Genomic DNA, 18312 nt, shown 5'->3' on the forward strand with positions numbered 1-18312 from the left:
CGTGGAACACGATTTTATTACGGGTCTAACAATCATATCCTATCCTTGCTCAGTCAAATTCTTATGGAGGAAAGGATGCTCAGCATAATGAAAATAGTCGCCATCATCGCCAGTATCGGCGTTGCCATTCAGACGCTCATGTCGCTCTATGGCGGATCCAGCATCTGCCCCACCCAGGGGTGCCGCATCGTCGAAACCCTGACGGTGGTCCGGCCCTTTTGGTTCAACCTTTTGGGATTGGTTTTTTTCCAGGCTGTTTTCTGGTCGTTGAAAAAACTGAAGGACTGGACTTTTTGGGGAATCGATCCCGTGGGCATGCTCCTGTTGGGAGGGCTCACTTTCGACGGTGTGCTGCTGGCGTACCAGGTCTTTGTCGCCCAGACCTTCTGCCTGTACTGCCTGACCGTGTTTGCCTTCGTGCTGATATTGAACCTCATGTATGGCCGCAGGCAATCGGCCCTGTCCCTCACGGGCCTGGCGGTGATTCTGTTTTCATTTTCCCTGTTGAGCTTCAGCATCGATGGCCATCAAAAACAGACCTATTCACTGCGGGCCGCAGCCTACGCGGTGCGCTCCTGTTCGGCCCCCACCAGGGAGGTCTATCTGATTTTTTCGTCGACCTGCCCGCACTGCCAGAAGGTCATTCAAAGCCTCGACGAGTGCAACAGCTGTGACCTCTATCTCAATCCCATCGACCCCATCGATCATTTAGACCTGGCAGATGTCCAGCGGATCGATAGTTTTGCACCGCAGGTCAACCGCGCCATGCTCGATCTTCTGGAGATCGACGCCATTCCCGTGCTCGTGGCCAAGGGAAACGACAGCTACGACATCATCCGGGGCGAGGACAACATCCTAAAATACCTACAAAAAGCCTGTTTTACCGATGAAAATTTCATTTACCTGGACCGCTCCATTACGCCCGGGCAGGAAGGGATTACGGCATTCAGCCAGGATTCTGGGGAATGCGCCGTGAGCATCGACTGCCCGGAAGAGGGAAAATAGAAGGCGCGAACCCGCTTCTGGTCTTTGCGATCACGGCCACTATTGCATGAAAAATTGATTAACTAGCATCTTGGCGGCCAAAAAACCTTGACTATTTGTATTATTTCGGTAGGTTACAAGTGTATATGGTTCTGAGGCAATTTTAACCCTGTTCATAATCAAAAAAATTCACTAAAAGAATAAAGAAGATTGAAACATTTCAACAAAAAGGAGGGGACGTATGGCAGGCGTTAACAAGGCGATACTCATCGGCAATTTGGGCAGGGATCCCGAGGTGCGCTATACCCAGGACGGCACGGCGGTGGCCAGCTTCAGTATCGCCACGTCCGAGGAGTGGAAGGACCGCAATACCGGGGAGAAGCGGGAAAAAACGGAGTGGCACCGCATCGTCGCCTTTCGACGGCTGGGTGAAATCTGCGGGGAATACCTTTCCAAGGGACGCCAGGTGTACATCGAAGGGCGCATTCAGACCCGTGACTGGGAAGACAAGGACGGCGTTAAACGCTACACCACCGAGATCGTGGCCGACAAGATGCAGATGCTCGGCCCCAAGGGTGATTTCGGCGGCGGAGCAAAAAGCGGCGGCCAAGGCCCCCGCACCCAGGATTCGGCTCCCGGGCCCTCCTACGGCGACATGGGCGATGACGACATCCCGTTTTGATACGGGCTATGCCGGTCGGAAAACGAATGCGGGGTGTTTTCCGGATTTCAATCGGAATGACGATCAATCGGGTTGCGGCGGAAACTGAGAGAGTATTTTTTCAACCTTTTCTTTGATCCTTGCGGCGGCTTTCTCGGGCTTTGGGTGTTGATCGACACGGGAGGTTCCTATTCCGCGCCAGAGCAAATTTTCTTTGGATGGGTCATACAGATCTATCACCAGCATGCCTTCATCGTATTCTCTGGCATTTCCACCGGTATTCATTCCCAGCGCCCCATAGCCGCCGAGGCTTCCCATTCCGAACCCCACCGTGACATTGCTGGATTCGACTTTGCTGTGAATCTCGTATGTGTAAGCCACGTAAAAATCGGCTTTCCCCTGGGTAATCCTTTGATACCCCTCTTGTGATAGCGAGGCGTCTATCGCCGACCGTATCCGGCTGTCGAGAAGGGAACTGTCGACTCTAATGTCGCCGGTTTCAGGTTGGATTTTCGTCAGCCAGTCATAGGTTTTCAGCGCAGAAAAATCCGACGGCACCGTATAGTCCTGGCTTACCTGGATACCGCTGCATCCCCACAGAAGGCCCACCAGGGCAAAAAGAAGTAATCCGGATAAAAGATTGTGTGTTCGCATGGTTAGACCATATTTAGATGGTTATTGTTACAGGCCCGAAGTTATCTGCCCGGCGATCTCACGGCTGAGCTTGGCCAGCATGCCGCTGAGGGCTGTCACCAGAGCGGGGTAGTCTGCGCCCTCTACTTTGGTGGTGGCGCTGAAGCGTCGGGGGCGGGGCGCTTCCGGGGCATCCCCCTGGTAAAGCACCCAGCGGCAGACCAGGGTGGCCTCGCCGCCGGGCCACCCGTCGAAACGCAGGACATTTACCGCAATCCCATAGTCGGAGCCGGTATCCCTGAGGCGGTTGGTGATCGATATCCGGTCGGTTCCCAGAAGCAGGGATAGATTTTCGGCAAGGGTGGCGGTAACACCCGCTTTCAGTGGTTCGGCCCAGCGGTTGAATTCGTCGATGCCGACCATGCTATCTTTTTTGCGGGTCACGATCTGGGGGCGGTTCAGGTGTTCGGGCAGTTCGACCGGCGCCAGTGTGATGGAAAGCGATTCACTGCTGGCCGCGCTCGCCGCTTCACCCGGTTCGGCCAGGGGGTCAAGGAGATAAAAGCGCGTCGGGGCGGTGGTACCGCAGGCTGCCAGGAGCAGAAACACCAGCCCGCACAACAGGGTGATATGCCGGGATAAACGACCTCCTGCCTTCATGTCACTTTCCTCCATTTCCACGTTTGCCCCGCAGCAGGGCTTCGGGGTGGCGTTCCAGGTATTCCGCCACCGCCCGGATGGAGCGGGCCGCGAGGGTAATCTCTTCCAGGGCCGTGTTCAGGCTGTAGATCACGTCGGAATCCTGCCCGGCCAGGCTGTCGATGGTTTCCAGGGTGGTGTCGGCCTTTACCAGCGCATGGGTGGCGGCATTCACCGCCTGCTTGATGCCGGCCACCAGTTCGGCTCCCGGGCCCTCGGTGAGGGACAGGGTCTCTTCTGCCTGATTGAAGGCACCGGTGGCGGCATCGGTGGTGTTGAGGAGGCCCCGGGCCACGGGTTCAACCTGGCGCTTGACGCTGCGGATCAGGCGGTCGGTGTTGTTGATCATTGTTTTCAGATCGGCCGCCAGTGATGTGAGCTGGGTGTCGAGATTGACCATGGCCTGGTCGAAGGTGCCGGTAGCGCTTTCCACAGACTTGAGGATGGTTCCCAACTGGGGGGAGTTCACCAGCCGCTCGATGCCTGCGGTCATTTCCTCCAGGTTGTCGGCGATCTGCTGAAGGGGCAGGTTTTCGAATGTACGGGCCAGTTCTTCCATGTTGGAGGGAATCGTCGGAATTTCGGTCGATTCGATTTCTGCTTCCGCAGCTTCCGTGGTGGGCAGCGGGGCCTCGCTTCCCGGAAAAAACTCGAGTTTGACGTACAACAGCCCGGTGATGTAGCTCTGTGGAGCGAGCTGGGCTCTCAGGCCCCGGTTGACCAGATCCAGCATGACATCATTCTGATTAATTTTTTTGTGGTCTGCGAGAAATTCCCGGTTGATGATTGTCGTTGCCCGGCTGACCAGCTGAAAGTTGACGGCGATGCTGAAATCCATGTTCTCGCTATTGTACTCGATGGCAATGCCGGTCACTTCACCGACTTTGACGCCTCTGAAAAGGACGGGCGCTCCCACATTCAGCCCTTTTACGCTGCCGTAAAAATGGGCCGTATAGTTGTATTTTTTAGTAAAGTAGCGGCCGCCGCCGAAAATGACGATGCCGGCCACGGCCAGCAGAACGGCCCCGATGACAAAGCTGCCGATGACGGTGGTGTTCGCTTTTTTGCTCATAAAATTTCCTATTTCACCGGAGGCTTTACCCGGTATTCTCTCCACGGGTCAGGAAATTTCTCACCGTGGGGTTGTCGCACTCGGCCAGCAGCGTGTTGGGATCGCCCTGGGCGATCATGGTTCTGGCTTCCGGGTCCAGGAAGACCGAGTTGTTACCGATGGCAAAGATGCTGGCCAGTTCATGGGTGACGACGACCACCGTCGCCCCCAGGCTGTCGCGCAGCTCGATAATCAGGTCGTCCAGCCGTCTGGCGCTGACCGGATCGAGACCGGCTGAGGGTTCGTCGAAAAAGAGGATCTCCGGGTCCAGGGCCATGGCCCTGGCCAGGCCGGCCCTTTTTTGCATGCCGCCGCTGATTTCGGACGGGTAAAAGTCTTCGAACCCGGCCAACCCTACCAGGGAGAGCTTCAACGCCACCAGTTCCCTGATGTGGGCATCGCCGAAACCGGAAAATTCCTTGAGCGGCAGGGCGACGTTTTCGGCCAGGGTGAGGGAACTCCACAAGGCGCCGCTCTGGTACAGAATACCGAAGGTGCGCATGATCCCCTCCTGCTCAGAGGCCGAGGTTTCCCAGAAACTGGTGTCGCCGTAGAACACCCGGCCACTGGCCGGCGCTTTCAGGCCCACCAGGTGGCGCAAGAGGGTGCTCTTGCCGCATCCGCTGCCGCCCATGATGATGAAAATGTCACCGGTGCCGATTTCGAAAGTGAGATCACGCTGGATCACGAAATCGCCGTAGGCCATGGTCAGGTTGTCGACCCTGATTTTGGGCGTATTACATACTTTTTCCGGACGATGCGTACGTTTGTCATTCATATGCCGATGATGGTGAAAACGACCGTCATGAGAGCGTCGGAGACGATGATAAAAATGATGCCCGTCACCACGGCGGAGGTGGCGGCATCCCCCACGGCCGAGGAGCTCCGGCCGCACTGCATGCCCCGGAGGCACCCGGCGATGGCCACGAGAACGCCGAAAACGGCGCTCTTGAACACGCCGACGCCGAAATGGACCAGGTTGAGCGCCTCCCTGGTCTGGTGGTAATATTCGACGGCAGATATGTCGAGCATGCCGACGCTGACCAGGGCGCCGCCGGCAATGCCCATGAGGTCGGCGTAGATGCACAGAAAGGGCATCATGCACACCAGCGCCAGCATGCGGGGCAGCACCAGGAATTCAACCGGGTCGATACCCATGGTCTTGAAGGCGTCGATCTCTTCGTTGACCTGCATGGTGCCCAACTGGGCGGCAAAGGCGGCGCCGGTGCGCCCGGCCATGATGATGCCGGTCATCATGGCCCCCATTTCCCGGGCCATGGCCAGCCCCACCAGGTTGGCTACGTAGATCTGGGCGCCGAACATCTGCAGCTGAACAGCCCCTACGAATGCCAGAATCAACCCCACGAGAAGGCTGATCAGGCTGACGATGGGCAATGCCTGGGCGCCGCACTGCTGCATGTAGAGCACCAGGTCGGACATCCGGAAGCGGGCGGAGCCCCGTACCATTTTCAGGCAGGAGACGGCAGCCTGGCCGATGAAGTCCACCATTTCGGCCGAGGTGTAAAACCAGTCGATTGCCCATTGCCCCACTTTATCCGTAAGGGGGGCTTTTTCCGGAGCGTCTCGGGTTTCCTTTTGGGGAGGGACGGCCAGGGAGAGCGCCAGAATGCGCGTCACCCCCTGCGGCAACCCCCCGCGGGTCATTTCGATATCGTGCTTGACGCAAAACGAGTGGATATTGATAAGGAACGTGAGCAACCCACTGTTCCAGGCGCCCATTTTGCGGGTATCGAATTCGATCCTGCTAAGACCCTTTTCCCGATGAAGGGCTTTGAGGGCCTCCAGTGCGGATTGCCGATCTTCAGGCACGTTCCAATTGCCGTTGAGCTGCATCAGGAGGGTGCCCGGTTCGACTACGAAATATTTCAGCCCATGGGTTCCGGCTGCCATGGTGCGATCACCCCTGAAAACAAATGAATATTGATGAAAAAAATGATTGTTAATGATCACTGAAATTTGAAACGCTCAGCTTACGTATATATTAAATGCTATAAATACGTCAAGGAGCGTGCCGTACGCAGGCGTCGCCCTGCCGGGGCATCGCCACCGATTTCCCTGTTGCCAGAGCGGTTCCGGGTGCTTACTTTCGTTGTTCGGGAAACGGTAATGATCGCATATTCAATTCCGGCCCGCCCGTCTCCAGCGGGATCGGCAGCGTCGGAATGTGTTTACGGCCCTTGCGCCATGGCTGTTTTTATTGGACGGGCGGAAAGCTGAATCGCTGAATGAAAAAAAGCTCGAAAAAAAACAATCTGCACTCCACCGGAAAGGCCCGCAAAGTCAAAGAGCTGGATACCATCGACATCCGGGGCGCGCGGGAGCACAACCTGAAGGACATCCACGTGCGCCTGCCGAAAAAGAAGCTGATCGTTTTCACCGGCGTGTCCGGGTCGGGAAAATCGAGCCTGGCCTTCGACACTATTTTTGCCGAGGGGCAGCGTCGTTATGTCGAATCGCTTTCCGCCTATGCACGGCAGTTTATCGGGCAGATGGAAAAACCCCGCTATGACACGATCCGCGGACTTTCCCCGACGATCGCCATCGAGCAGAAGGCCGCCAGTAAAAACCCGCGGTCGACCGTGGGGACCATAACCGAGATATACGACTACCTGAGGGTTCTGTTTGCCCGGGTCGGCGAGCAGTACTGTTACCAGTGCGGCAGGAAAGTCGGCCGGGGGGACGCCGAGGGCATGGTCTCCCAGATCTTCGACCTGCCCGCCTCCAGCCGGATTCTGATTATGGCGCCCATCGTCGAAAACCGCAAGGGGGAACACCGGGAGCTTTTACGGAAACTGGAAAGCGACGGGTTCGCCCGGGTCAGGATCGACGGTGTGGTCAGGGAGATCGAAGCGGTTCAGGGACTGGCCAAAAACAAGAAACACACCATCGAAGCGGTTGTGGACCGTCTGGTGGTCGAGAGGGACGGTTCTTTCCGGAAACGCCTGACCGATTCCGTGGAAACGGCGTTGAAAACCGGTCAGGGTCAGTTGATCGTGCACGTGCTGGGCAAGGGTGACATCCGCATGAGCGAGGCACGGTCCTGCTGCGGCATCGCCTATCCGGTGCTCGATCCGCCCCTTTTTTCCTTCAATTCGCCCCTGGGGATGTGCCCCGACTGCAACGGCATCGGTTCCATGCTGTCCATGGATGTGGACAAAATCGTACCGGACAAAAGTCTGACGATCCGCCAGGGGGCCATCGTTCCCTGGAAGAACTACTTCTCGAAAATGGACCCGCCCAACGGGTCGTGGGGATACAGCCGCCTCAAGGCCATGGAGACCCAGTGGGGCATCGACTTCGACACCCCGTGGAAGGCATTGCCGGAAAAGCAGAAGCAATTGATCCTGAACGGTTCCAACGGCAGGGAGATGAAGGTCGACTGGACCTCCCAGAAAATTCAGGGACAGTTCACCACGACCTACGAGGGCCTCCTGAACAGCATGTGGCGGCGTTACCAGCAGACCAAATCGGAAAGCATGAAAAAATGGTATGCCCGGTTCCTCTCCTCGAAAACCTGTCCCACCTGCAGCGGGCAACGGCTCAAACCCGAAGTGCTCAGCATAAAAATCGGGGAAAAATCGATCATCGACATTACCCGCATGACCATTGCCGAGGCCCATGAATTTCTGGAGCGGCTGACGCTCACCGGGAACCGCCGCATCATCGCCGAGGAGCTGATCAAGGAGATTCGCGGCAGGCTGGGGTTTTTGATCAATGTGGGGCTGGACTACCTTTCCATGAGCCGCAAGGGGCCGACCCTTTCCGGCGGCGAATCCCAGCGCATCCGCCTGGCCTCGCAGATAGGGTCCGAGCTCACCGGCGTGCTCTACATCCTGGACGAGCCGTCCATCGGGCTGCATCAGCGCGACAACATCAAACTGTTGAACACCCTGCGGCACCTCCGCGACATCGGCAACACGCTGATCATCGTCGAGCACGACCGGGAAACCATGGAGTCGGCGGACTGGATCCTGGATTTCGGCCCCGGTGCCGGGCACCTGGGCGGCAAGATCGTGGCCGCGGGCACGCCCCGCGACATCGTCAAAAGCAAGGCTTCCGTGACCGGCGGTTTCTTGAGCGGCAAGGAAAAGATCGAGCTGCCGGAAGAACGGATGACGCCCCAAAAGGCCGGGAACAGGTGGATTACCATCAAAAAGGCGGCGGAAAACAACCTTGCCAAGATCGATGTCAAAATCCCTCTGGGGCTGCTGGTGGCGGTCACCGGCGTTTCCGGAGCGGGAAAATCGACCCTGGTTAACCAGATCCTGTTTCCGGCCCTGGCCCGCACACTTCACGACTCCCCCCTGGCCGTGGGCCGGCACGATCGCATCAACGGCCTTTCCCGGCTCAACAAAGTGATCAACATCGATCAGAAGGCCATCGGCAGGACGCCCCGGAGCAATCCGGCCACCTACACCAAGGTGTTCGACCACATTCGTGATTTTTTTGCCCAACTGCCTGAATCCAGGCTGCGCGGGTACAAAAAGGGGCGCTACTCCTTCAATGTCAAGGGGGGCCGCTGCGAGGCCTGCGGGGGGGATGGGTACATCAAGGTGGCGATGCATTTCCTGGCGGATGTCTACGTGCCCTGCGAAACCTGCAAGGGCAGGCGCTTCAACCAGGCAACCCTGGAAGTCCAGTACAAGGGGCACACCATCGCCGATGTCCTCGACCTGTCGGTTCGCCAGGCGCGGGACCTGTTCGCCCGCCATCCCAAAATCACCGCCATTCTCGATACGCTCATGGATGTGGGCCTGTCCTACATCAAGCTGGGACAGTCCGCGATCACCTTGTCCGGCGGCGAGGCCCAGCGCATCAAACTGGCCCGGGAATTGGCCAAGCGGGCCACCGGTCAGACGCTTTACATTCTGGACGAGCCCACCACGGGATTGCATTTCCAGGACATCCGCATGCTTCTCGAGGTGCTGCAGCGCCTCCGGGATGCCGGCAACACCATCGTGGTGATCGAGCACAACCTGGACGTTATCAAGACCTGCGACTGGATTATCGACCTGGGGCCGGAGGGCGGCGACGCCGGCGGGCGAATCGTGGCCCAGGGCCCGCCTTCGAAGGTGGCCGGTATTAAACAGAGCTACACCGGCCGCTTCCTGAAAAACATTTTGTCGGTCTGAAACACAGAACTCCCGAGGGCAGAACGTAAGAACATCAGAAAGTAAAAGGGTAAGAAGGGTAGGCGGCAATCGGCTTTGGCTGGGTTGAAACCCTGTGCTGCATTGCTGTTTTTCGCCACCGTTTATGCACGCCTTAGAAAGTCGCGGTATCGTTGCAGGTTCAGCATGACGCGGGCGGCCACCTCGAAGTCTGGAAAGACCGGCACCTGTTGCGCCGCCATTTTTTCGGTCGCAGCGCGTCCCACCAGCAAGAGTTCGGTGGTATTAAAGGCTTCGATGATAAAAAACAGGGGTTTTTCCAGCCAGCCCCGTGCCCTGGCAATCATGTTCAGGTACGCATCCACCCCCGCACGCCCCTTTTCATGGAATATGAACGGCAGCGGCAGCGCAAAAAAGAGCCCATCGACCAGGGGGTCCTCCTTCAGCAGCGTCATCACAAACTTGAAATTGTCCTCGCTGGTGAGAAACGGCAGAATGTCGAGCGGGTTCTTCACGCTGCTTCCCTGCACCGGGACGACGGCGCCGAGACGCTCCACGGTTTCATCCGACAGCTGCGGCACTCCGATGCCGTGTTTTTCCGCCATGTCCGTCATGGTGACGCTGCCGCCCCCGGCCCCGCCAAGGATGGCGGCATTGGTGCCCTTGGGAAGCGGGAGCCGCTTGAGAGCGGACAGGGTGTGCACCATCTCGGTCAGGGAGTCGACGGCGATGATGCCCGCCTGACGGCACATGCCCCGCCAAGTCTGATGGGAGCCCGCCAGGGCCGCCGTGTGGGACCGGGTGGCGCGCGATCCGCCCTCGGTCTGACCGCCTTTCAGGACCACCAGCGGTTTTTTGAGAGCGGTGCTGCGGGCGGCCTCCAGAAATGCGCGCCCCTCTTTCAGGCCTTCAAGATAGCAGGCAATCACATCGGTGGCGGGATCCCGGGCCAGATAGTTTAAAAAATCGTGGGCCTGCAGGTCGCAGGCGTTGCCGAAACTGACCACCTTGCTGAAATGGATGCCCTCGAGCGCGCCTGCTCTTACGATCATGTTGGCAAGCTGCCCGCTCTGAGAGAAGAGCCCCACGGATCCCGGCTTGTCTGGAAGATCGCCGTTCCAGGCCAGGCCGCCTTCAGGGCAGTACAACCCCATACAGTTGGGCCCGACGATGCGCATGCCCGCCTCCTTAGCCATGGCGGTGATCTCTTTTTCGATTTCTCCGGCTTCTTCCTGACCGGTTTCTCCAAATCCGGCTGTCAACATGTGCACGAAACGGACCCCCTTGCTGGCGCAGTCCGCAATCACCGCTTTGACCACCGCGGCGGGGATGCAGATGATGGCCAGATCCAGGGGGGCCTGAATGTCGCGCACCGATCGATAGCATGGAAAGCCGAGGATGGATTTCGCCTTGGGGTGAACGGGGAATATTCTGCCGCCGAAGCTCTGGCGCAGGCAGCCGTTGATGTAGGCATTGCCGCTGTCCCAGGTGACACCCCTTTTGGTGCTGGCGCCGACGACGGCAATGGCTCGAGGGTTGAAAAGTCTTTCCAGGTCAACATAAGACGTGTCGGTCATGTCAGGGTCCTTTGTAAGGTTTGCCCAGATTGCGCGTTTCAGCTTTTAATATGTTGGAACACTCGACCTGGGTTTTGGTTCATTCGGTTGCAGTCGTATTTTTTCAGAGCGCACCATCTTGTATCAGGAAATAAAAATTATTCCCATTTTTAATTTGAATTCCCCGCTGGTTGCTGCAGGGATAGAAAATTCGGTTTTTCGCACAGGAGCGACGGCTTTTCGCGGCGTTTTGTACGGCGTAGCTCGCAGAGCGAAGGCGGAAGCCGCGTTTCATAAAATCGTGGAACACGATTTCATTTGTGCTGCCGGGCGTCGTGTTGTATGGAATAGGCCGTATCGATCGGCATTTGTACTGAAAAAGTTCAGGAAAAATAGAGAGAAGGAAAAAGGAGGGTAAAATGAAACGTGTGCTGACAACGGCTGCCGTACTGGGAGTTTTCTTGATAACCGCAGCGACCGCAATGGGCGACCCGGTGCAGACCTTCGAGAAAGGCTGCAAGGTGGAGCTGGAAGAATACTGTGCCAAGGTCACCCCGGGCGACGGCCGCCTGTTGGGCTGTTTGTTCGCCTATCAGGACAAGCTGTCGAATAAATGCGAATACGCCCTTTACGATGCGGCGGCTCAACTGGAACGCGCCGTGGTCGCCCTCACCTACGTGGCCAACGAGTGCGACAACGACCTGGAAAAGTTCTGCAGCGACGTGGCGCCCGGCGACGGCCGCTTGAAGGACTGCATCGACAAGAACATCGCCGACGTCAGCGAGCGCTGCAAAGCGGCCATGAAGGATGTGGGGCTTAAATAAGGCGCTTCAGGGGCCGAGGATAGGGCCTTAGAGGTCAGAGATCAGCGGTCGAAGATCGATGAACGTCCAACATCGAATGCTGAACATCGAACGCTTGGCTGTTTGCTTTTGGCTGATTGCCCAGAAAACCTGAATACCGTAAGCGAATAAACCATATTCGACGTTGGATGTTCGATGTTCATTTTCCAATAGAGTGAAAACAGACGACTCAAAATCGAAAAAGTGACAATTTTAGATCAGGACTTGACCACCAGGCGGCGGGAGGGCTGTCTGGGCTTTGATTTTCATTCATGACAGTGACGCTTGTTTTTTTTTTTGACCGAGATGGTATGCATGGGCCCGACCATTTATAGGACCAGTTCCCGGATGAACTCGGTCAGTTGATTCAGGTTGGCGCAGGGCCGCACTTCATTGCAGATACCTTCATACAAGCGCATTTCGCTGTCCCCGGAATACCAGAACATTTCGGTTTCCGGGTTGAGCCAGATGAGCCGGCGGCACTTTTCACGCATTTCATCCAGGATGTCGGCTTCGGGATTGGCATAGTTCGAACGGCCGTCCCCGATGACGATCAGGGTGGTCTTTTTATTCAGAACATCCATGTAGACGGCTTTGAACTCCCTGAAGGTCAAGCCGTAGTCGGTGGCCGCATCGTATGCAAGCTCGGCGTCGTGCATGACTTTTTCGATGGCCTGGTTCACGTCGTGGTCTTCGAAAAAATGCGTGACTTCATCGAGGCCGGCGACAAAGATGAAGCTGCGCACCTTGGTAAAGCACTCCTGCAGGGAGTAAAGCATGTTCAGCATGAACCGTGCCGAAGACCAGACCGAGCCGGACACGTCGCAGAGCACGACGATTTTACCCCTGGCGGGAGGCTTTTTCCGGTGGACGACCTCCATGGGCACGCCCTGATACCGCATGGCCTTGCGCAGGGTTTTTTTGACGTTCAAAGGGCCCCTTGCCCGGGCGGCGTAGCGGCGGTTGACGGTATCCTTGAGTTTTCTTACCAGTTCCCGGATGACATCCCGCATTTCCCGCACCTCCTTGGGGGTCAGGGAGGTGAAGGGTACCGCGCCCAGCCGGGCGAGGCGCCGGTCGTATGACGGCGGCGGCTTGCGTTTGTTGGCCGGTGCGTCCTGCCGCTGACGCGTGAGCAACCTCCGGGCGCTTTCCAGGCGTCGTTGGAAATGTTGATTCAACCCCTCGCGGGTTTCCCAGGGGATGCGGTCGCGGGAATCCTGGATGGCCGCTTCCAGGGCATTGCCGGTACGATTGATGGCCATCATCACGTTGAGGCGGCGCACCATGGCGCCCAGGTTGGAACCCGGCCCCCCGGCACTCGGCTGCCCTCCGGTGGGTTGATTTTCCGATGTCAGTCCTTTGAGCAGTTCCAGGAAAGCGGCCGGGTTGCCACTCAAAAAATCGATGAGGGCCTCGATAGGATTTCCCGGCCCTTCTCCGTCATCCCGGGCATCCACTTCCAGGCTGTCCAGCATCTCCCGGCGGTATTCGGAAATGGCATCCGCGCCCACGAGCACTTCATCGTCACGCAATTCGTGAAAAAACAGGTGGTACAGGTGGTCGAACGTGGTCTGGTCCTTGCGGCTTTTGGCAAAGTTGGCCCGCAGCACCCTGGAAAACTGGGTTTCGCTCAACAGATCGATCATGCCGAGCTGGTTGAGACAATCCAGGGTTTCGGTGGTGGAAATCCGCAAGCCCGCGGCGCGGGCCGACGATACGAATTTGAGAATGGTTCTATCCATGTTTGGTCTTCTATAACAGAATCCCGTGTTAATGAACGACCACTTTGTCCAGGTTCTTTTTCACCAGGTCGGCGTCGATGCGGTACTTTAAAATGGTGCTCAAGGTGTCGGCCACCACCCCCGTGGAAAGGGTTTCCACCTGTAGAGCCATAAGCGAACCGGCCCAGTCCAGGGTCTCAGATATGGAGGGCTTTTTTTTCAGGTCCAGGTCCCGGATGGCGTTCACGGAGGCCACCAGCTGGTCGGCCAGCTGGTGCGGGATGCCGGGAATCTTCATCAGGACGATCTCCCTTTCCAGGGCAATGTCCGGGTAGTCGATGTAAAGGTGCAGGCACCTTCTCTTCAGGGCGTCACTCATGTCCCGGTAGTTGTTGGAGGTCAGTACGGCAAAGGGGATGTTCAGCGCTTTGCGGGTCCCGATTTCGGGGATGGAGACCTGGAAATCACTCAGTATTTCGAGGAGAAAGGCCTCGAATTCCGGATCGGATTTGTCCACCTCGTCCACGAGGAGCACCACGGGTTCTGGGGAAGAGATGGCTTTCAACAACGGCCGCGGCTGGATGAAACGTTCCGAAAAGAAAGCGTCTTCCTGCGCGGCGATGCGGTCGGCCGCTTCGGTGAGGGTAGCCACATCCTTGATCAGGGCGTGGATTTTTTCCTTCATGATCTGGGTGTAAAGCAGCTGCTTGGCATACTCCCACTCGTATAGCGCCTTGGCTTCATCGAGGCCTTCGTAGCACTGCAGGCGAATCAGTTCCCGCCCGAGGCTCCGGGCAACCGCCTTGGCCAGTTCGGTTTTACCGACGCCGGCCGGGCCTTCCACCAGAATGGGCTTGGCCGTAGCGCCGGCTAAAAAGATGACGGTTGCGATTTCATCGGAACAGATATAACGGGCCCTTTCAAGGGAGGTTTTGACGTGTTTCGGATCTTTGAACGGCATGCTTTCACTCTCAAGGTCGGTTTGGCTAGATTCAGGATTTACAGAATCAATAAAATCCGTTTGCTTTCAATCGCTTTTACGCTTCCGTCGCCAAAAATTCAATCCCTAAAACCACGAACAGCCCGAACACGCTTCAATTGACGAAAAAACACCCGAACGACGCAGGCCTTTGGTATTGGGTCTTTTGAAATTTCCGGTTTATCCGGGTTAGGTGTAATCATGAGCGTTGAAGCCGGCCGCGGACCGGCTGCCGGCGCAGCCGGTTCACGGCGTGACACGCATTCCGGTCCATTCTACGCGGAGCCCACCATCTGGTCGAATTCACTGCCCATTTCAGATTCTACGTAAAGCTGCCTTGACCGCCACACGTTGTTCTGGTTGCCAAAGACTTCAAGGTTGCGGTTCGTGAGCCGGGTAACGACTTCGATGTCATCGCCGGCCAACTCGCTTTTCCCCATTTCACTGAGCAGCGTGGCGCGGCTGTAGTAGGCGGCGCCGTACTCACCATCCAGGTGAATGGCGGTGCTGAAATCTTTCAAAGCGGCTTCGCTGTCACCGAGTTGCTGATGGGCAAATCCCCTCAGGTGATAGGCCCGGGCATAGCCCGGATCGGCTTCAATGATGTGATTGAACTGTTCCAGTGCCTTCTCGGCCCGGCCGAGTTTCAGCAGGGCGGACCCGATCGTCAGGCCGGCCAGCCGGTGCTGCGGGTCCATTTGCAGCACAAGTTTCAGATATTCGATGCTTTTTTCATAATTATTGGCGATATATTCGGTGATGGCCTCTTTGAAAAGGCCTTCTAATGTATTTCCCATGGTAAACTCCTTCCTGCCTAAGAATCGCTGACCTTAGGTCTTCTGTTCATTCCAAGTCGAGTGTTTCATTAACCTCGACACTCGCTCGATTTAGGCTTAAGGGGTAACCGTTCTCCAGGGCGCCCCTGGAGAGCGTACCCTGGTATAGACTAAGGTCCGTTTGTCGGTTGTCAACCGGTTGCCGCCTGTGAACATGCACGCCGGCGCTCCAAGAACCTAAAGATTTCGGTGTGTTGAAAAATGGGTGCGCGAAGGTGAAGGGCTTTGCCCCGGCGGAAGCGGCGTGCGCCTGGCCGGGGGCGCGCCAGGCGCGGCCGACTTTTTCAGGGCCGAAGAAATCGGGCAGGGGCAATGCTTCCTGGTCCGGGGCGCACGCTGTCATGATCTTCCCCGCTTTTTCCGCTGGAACTAACGGGAGCGATCCGCTCCCTGCTGTACCTTTTCCAGCCTTTTGCTCAGTTTTACGGGGAAGTTTCGCTTGTTTAAAATGGATTTATACGTTTCCGGCAGGCGGGCGAAGTTTATTTTGAACCGGGACTGTATCTCCACAAGCGATGGCAGTTGATCGATACGACGGCCGCCTTCCATCACCTTTTTGAGGAGCGGGTTCCCATCGGCAATGGCGTCGTCCCTCAATCCGATGACGTCTTCCTGCAACGTTCCGTCGGTCCCGCTGCGCCTGAAAATCTGCTTTTTGCCGGCGAGCGTGATTTTACCGGTGCTCAGTTTACGGATATTGCGCTGTTGAAACCGGACCAGTTTGTAGACGATGTCCAGGTAGGGCGCGTCCGCGGACACGCCCACCTTGGTACCCACGCCGAAAGCGTCGATTTTGGCATCCTGGGAAATGAGGTCCATGATTTCGAATTCGTCGAACCCGCTGCTGGCATAGATCTTCACCTCCGAAAGTTTTGCATCGTCCAGGATGTTGCGCACATGCCGGCTTAAAGCCACCATGTCGCCGCTGTCCAGCCTCACACCGCGCAGGGCGTATCCCCTGGCCTTCATTTCCAGTGCGACCCGGGCGGCGTTGCGGGCGCCCTTGAGGGTGTCGTAGGTGTCGATTAAAAAAACCGAGCTTTCGGGAAAGGTTTCCGCAAAAGCCCTGAAGGCGTCTATTTCCCTGTCGAAGGCCGATATATAGGAATGCGCCATGGTTCCCGACACCGGCAGGGCGAATTGCTTGCCGGCGAGGACATTGCTTGTGGCGGAAAACCCTGCCAGGAAGGTGCTGCGTGCGACTTTGAGGCCGGCATCCTGCCCCTGGGTGCGTCGCAATGAAAAGTCGACCAACGGGCGGCCCTTGGCGGCGTACACGCACCGGGCTCCCTTGGAGGCGACATTGGTCTGAAAGCCGATGGTGTTCAGGATATAGGTTTCTACGATTTGAGATTCGATCAAGGGGGCGGTCACTTCCAGAACCGGCTCGTTGGGAAAAAAAATGGTGCCTTCGGGCAGCGCATGGATCGTGCCTGTAAAACGCAGTCCCTCGAGATAGTCGATGAAGGCCTCCGAAAAAAGGCGCGTTCCCCTCAGGTAGTTCAGTTCATCTTCGGAAAAGTGAAACGCTTCCAGTTCCCTGAGGACATCCTCGAGACCGGCAGCCACAAAATAGTTTCGCCGGGACGTATCCCGTACGAAAACGGAAAAAGTGGCCTCCGAGAAAATGCGGTTGTCGAAATAGCTGGCGGCCATGGTCAGCTCATAGAGGTCGGTGAACAGGGGGCCGATTCTGCGGGTGACGGTCATGTTAATTTTTCTCCGATCTGTATCCGCTGGGCATTATAAGGGTTTCGGGGGTGATTTTCAAGGGGGATGCTTGCGGATTTCACGGGGTCCATACGCCGACCGGGTCGCGTGAACCGCACCTGTCGGTCCTTATGCAACCTTGGATTGAAACGTCTCTCCTTCGGGAGCCGATTTCAGTTACTGCAGCTAAAAGAAACGAGGAAATTATTAATATTCATTTTTCACGGCTGAGACGGTATTATTCCTCGGCGGTCAGTTAACCCTCTTTTGGGTTATAATTCGTTTTCTTCGTGTGCTTTGTGCCTTTGTGGTTCGTGGTTTTTTATCAGCCGGATACGAGGTAGTAATTTTCCGCTTCCTTCCTGACACGGCCCAAGCGTTCCAGGCGCTCCACATGCTTGATCATCATGGCCATTTCACTGATGGAAAGGTCCCAGGCCCCGCTGGCCAGTTTGTGGCCGCCGTAGATAATGCCGTGCTCGGTGATCTCCTCGATGGTCTTGGGGCCCGCCGCCAGAAAATCGAGCAGCTTTTCCTCCCGCCGGTAGATGACATCCAGGTAGCGTTGGATGTGGGCCGGGTCGCCGTCCAGGATCCCTTCCTTGCCGTGGGACACCAGATATACGTCGGCAGCGATGCCCGCCAACCGCTCGAGGGATTGGATCGTGTCGTCGATGCTGGAGGCCTTGTCGCCGTAGTAGGGGCCGAATTTCACTAGATCCAGGTCTGCCAGGAACAGCACGTTCTCGTTTAAAAAATGAAACGACAAGTGGCCCGGGGAGTGCCCGGGGGTGTGCAGCACGCGAACCCTGGTCTGCCCGAAATCGAGGATCTCGTTGTCCGTCAATAAGCGGTCGGGCACCCTGGGCTGAAACTTGACCACGTCAGCCATGAATTCCATCCAGCCCGCCTTGGTTTTGTCATCCATCCCCCCGGGGGCGAAAAACTGGTCGAGAAACGCGTTTACGTCCTTAAAGACACCGGCATCCAGGGCGTGCACCCAGAGTTGGGCGCCGGGAAAAAGGTGGTTGTAAAGGATGTGGTCCTCATGGCCATGGCTGTTGATGATTACGTCCACGGGCCTTTCCTGGAGAATTGACGCCAGCTTGTCTTCGTCACAGGCCGGATCGATGACGGCGCGCAGGCCATCGTCGATCAAAACGCTGTTGCTCTGGGGGTATTTGCCGCCGCGAATGAAACGGATGTTTCCTTTTTTAAAGTCGAACATGAGACTCCCTTTCTTTTGAGTGATGCAAAAAGTTTATCCGGTAGTGCTGGTTTGAGTGGCTGCTCGGCAGCCTGAGGTCCACATCTAGCCCATTTGTACAATGAGGGTTTACCTTACCGGATCCGTTGAATTTTGCAACACCTTCTTCCGTTTGGTGCCGGGGGTGAATTCAGCAGGGTGAACAAGTGGTGTTGATTTCAAAGGCCTTGACAGAAAA

The 18312-nt window shown here is 56.9% G+C and carries 16 protein-coding genes; 5 read left to right on the forward strand and 11 right to left on the reverse strand.

Annotated features, from left to right (window positions below; all coding sequences use genetic code 11):
- The first annotated feature begins 75 nt into the window (after positions 1-75).
- Positions 76-1005 (forward strand): hypothetical protein, encoded by a 930-nt coding sequence (locus LJE94_08950; protein MCG6910236.1) that lies wholly within the window; start codon positions 76-78, stop codon positions 1003-1005.
- A 220-nt stretch (positions 1006-1225) separates the two neighbouring features.
- The gene (gene ssb, locus LJE94_08955; protein ID MCG6910237.1) at positions 1226-1666 is read left to right on the forward strand and encodes a single-stranded DNA-binding protein; all 441 of its coding nucleotides are present in this window, start codon (positions 1226-1228) and stop codon (positions 1664-1666) included.
- A 63-nt stretch (positions 1667-1729) separates the two neighbouring features.
- Here ssb and LJE94_08960 read toward each other — a convergent pair whose 3' ends face one another.
- Genes LJE94_08960 through LJE94_08980 form a run of 5 tightly spaced genes read right to left on the reverse strand, consistent with a single transcriptional unit; the run spans position 1730 to position 5999 of the window.
- Positions 1730-2299 (reverse strand): DUF4136 domain-containing protein, encoded by a 570-nt coding sequence (locus LJE94_08960; GenBank protein MCG6910238.1) that lies wholly within the window; start codon positions 2297-2299, stop codon positions 1730-1732.
- A gap of 27 nt (positions 2300-2326) precedes the next feature.
- Complete coding sequence (locus LJE94_08965) at positions 2327-2938, reverse strand: PqiC family protein (protein MCG6910239.1); 612 nt, start codon at positions 2936-2938, stop codon at positions 2327-2329.
- Between the two features lies 1 nt (position 2939).
- Positions 2940-4049 carry an MlaD family protein gene (locus LJE94_08970; GenBank protein MCG6910240.1) on the reverse strand — a complete coding sequence of 370 codons (1110 nt, stop codon included), beginning with the start codon at positions 4047-4049 and terminating at the stop codon, positions 2940-2942.
- 25 nt (positions 4050-4074) lie between these two features.
- Positions 4075-4866, reverse strand: a complete 792-nt coding sequence (locus LJE94_08975) for an ATP-binding cassette domain-containing protein (GenBank protein MCG6910241.1) — start codon at positions 4864-4866, stop codon at positions 4075-4077.
- Complete coding sequence (locus LJE94_08980; GenBank protein MCG6910242.1) at positions 4863-5999, reverse strand: ABC transporter permease; 1137 nt, start codon at positions 5997-5999, stop codon at positions 4863-4865. Before LJE94_08980 ends, LJE94_08975 begins: the two co-directional genes overlap by 4 nt.
- Positions 6000-6334: 335 nt before the next feature.
- Between LJE94_08980 and uvrA the strand changes: the two genes are divergently transcribed.
- Positions 6335-9241, forward strand: a complete 2907-nt coding sequence (gene uvrA, locus LJE94_08985; protein MCG6910243.1) for an excinuclease ABC subunit UvrA — start codon at positions 6335-6337, stop codon at positions 9239-9241.
- Between the two features lie 122 nt (positions 9242-9363).
- Here uvrA and LJE94_08990 read toward each other — a convergent pair whose 3' ends face one another.
- Positions 9364-10797, reverse strand: coding sequence for a CoA-binding protein (locus LJE94_08990; protein MCG6910244.1), 1434 nt, complete (start codon positions 10795-10797; stop codon positions 9364-9366).
- A gap of 398 nt (positions 10798-11195) precedes the next feature.
- On the opposite strand from LJE94_08990, the gene LJE94_08995 reads away from it, so the two are divergent.
- Entirely contained in the window at positions 11196-11600 is a 405-nt protein-coding gene (locus LJE94_08995; protein MCG6910245.1) for a cysteine rich repeat-containing protein, read from the forward strand.
- A 347-nt stretch (positions 11601-11947) separates the two neighbouring features.
- Here the strand turns inward: LJE94_08995 and LJE94_09000 are convergent, their stop codons facing one another.
- From LJE94_09000 to LJE94_09010, 3 genes are all read right to left on the reverse strand, one after another.
- Positions 11948-13363 carry a VWA domain-containing protein gene (locus LJE94_09000; GenBank protein MCG6910246.1) on the reverse strand — a complete coding sequence of 472 codons (1416 nt, stop codon included), beginning with the start codon at positions 13361-13363 and terminating at the stop codon, positions 11948-11950.
- Between the two features lie 28 nt (positions 13364-13391).
- Positions 13392-14303, reverse strand: a complete 912-nt coding sequence (locus tag LJE94_09005) for a MoxR family ATPase (GenBank protein ID MCG6910247.1) — start codon at positions 14301-14303, stop codon at positions 13392-13394.
- Positions 14304-14596: 293 nt separating this feature from the next.
- Positions 14597-15118 (reverse strand): tetratricopeptide repeat protein, encoded by a 522-nt coding sequence (locus LJE94_09010; GenBank protein MCG6910248.1) that lies wholly within the window; start codon positions 15116-15118, stop codon positions 14597-14599.
- A gap of 244 nt (positions 15119-15362) precedes the next feature.
- Here LJE94_09010 and LJE94_09015 point away from each other — a divergent pair, with 244 nt between their 5' ends.
- Positions 15363-15530, forward strand: coding sequence for a hypothetical protein (locus tag LJE94_09015; protein MCG6910249.1), 168 nt, complete (start codon positions 15363-15365; stop codon positions 15528-15530).
- On the opposite strand, the gene LJE94_09020 is transcribed toward LJE94_09015, so the two are convergent.
- Together LJE94_09020 and LJE94_09025 are read right to left on the reverse strand one after the other, a co-directional pair.
- Positions 15527-16867: a nicotinate phosphoribosyltransferase gene (locus tag LJE94_09020; protein ID MCG6910250.1), complete on the reverse strand. Its 1341-nt coding sequence runs from the start codon at positions 16865-16867 to the stop codon at positions 15527-15529. The two genes, LJE94_09015 and LJE94_09020, sit on opposite strands and share 4 nt — an antisense overlap.
- Positions 16868-17192: 325 nt before the next feature.
- On the reverse strand, positions 17193-18095 hold the full coding sequence (locus LJE94_09025; GenBank protein ID MCG6910251.1) for an MBL fold metallo-hydrolase: 903 nt from the start codon (positions 18093-18095) through the stop codon (positions 17193-17195).
- Positions 18096-18312: the final 217 nt, after the last annotated feature.

It is taken from the genome of Deltaproteobacteria bacterium, from assembly GCA_022340465.1.
Lineage (GTDB): Bacteria > Desulfobacterota > Desulfobacteria > Desulfobacterales > B30-G6 > JAJDNW01.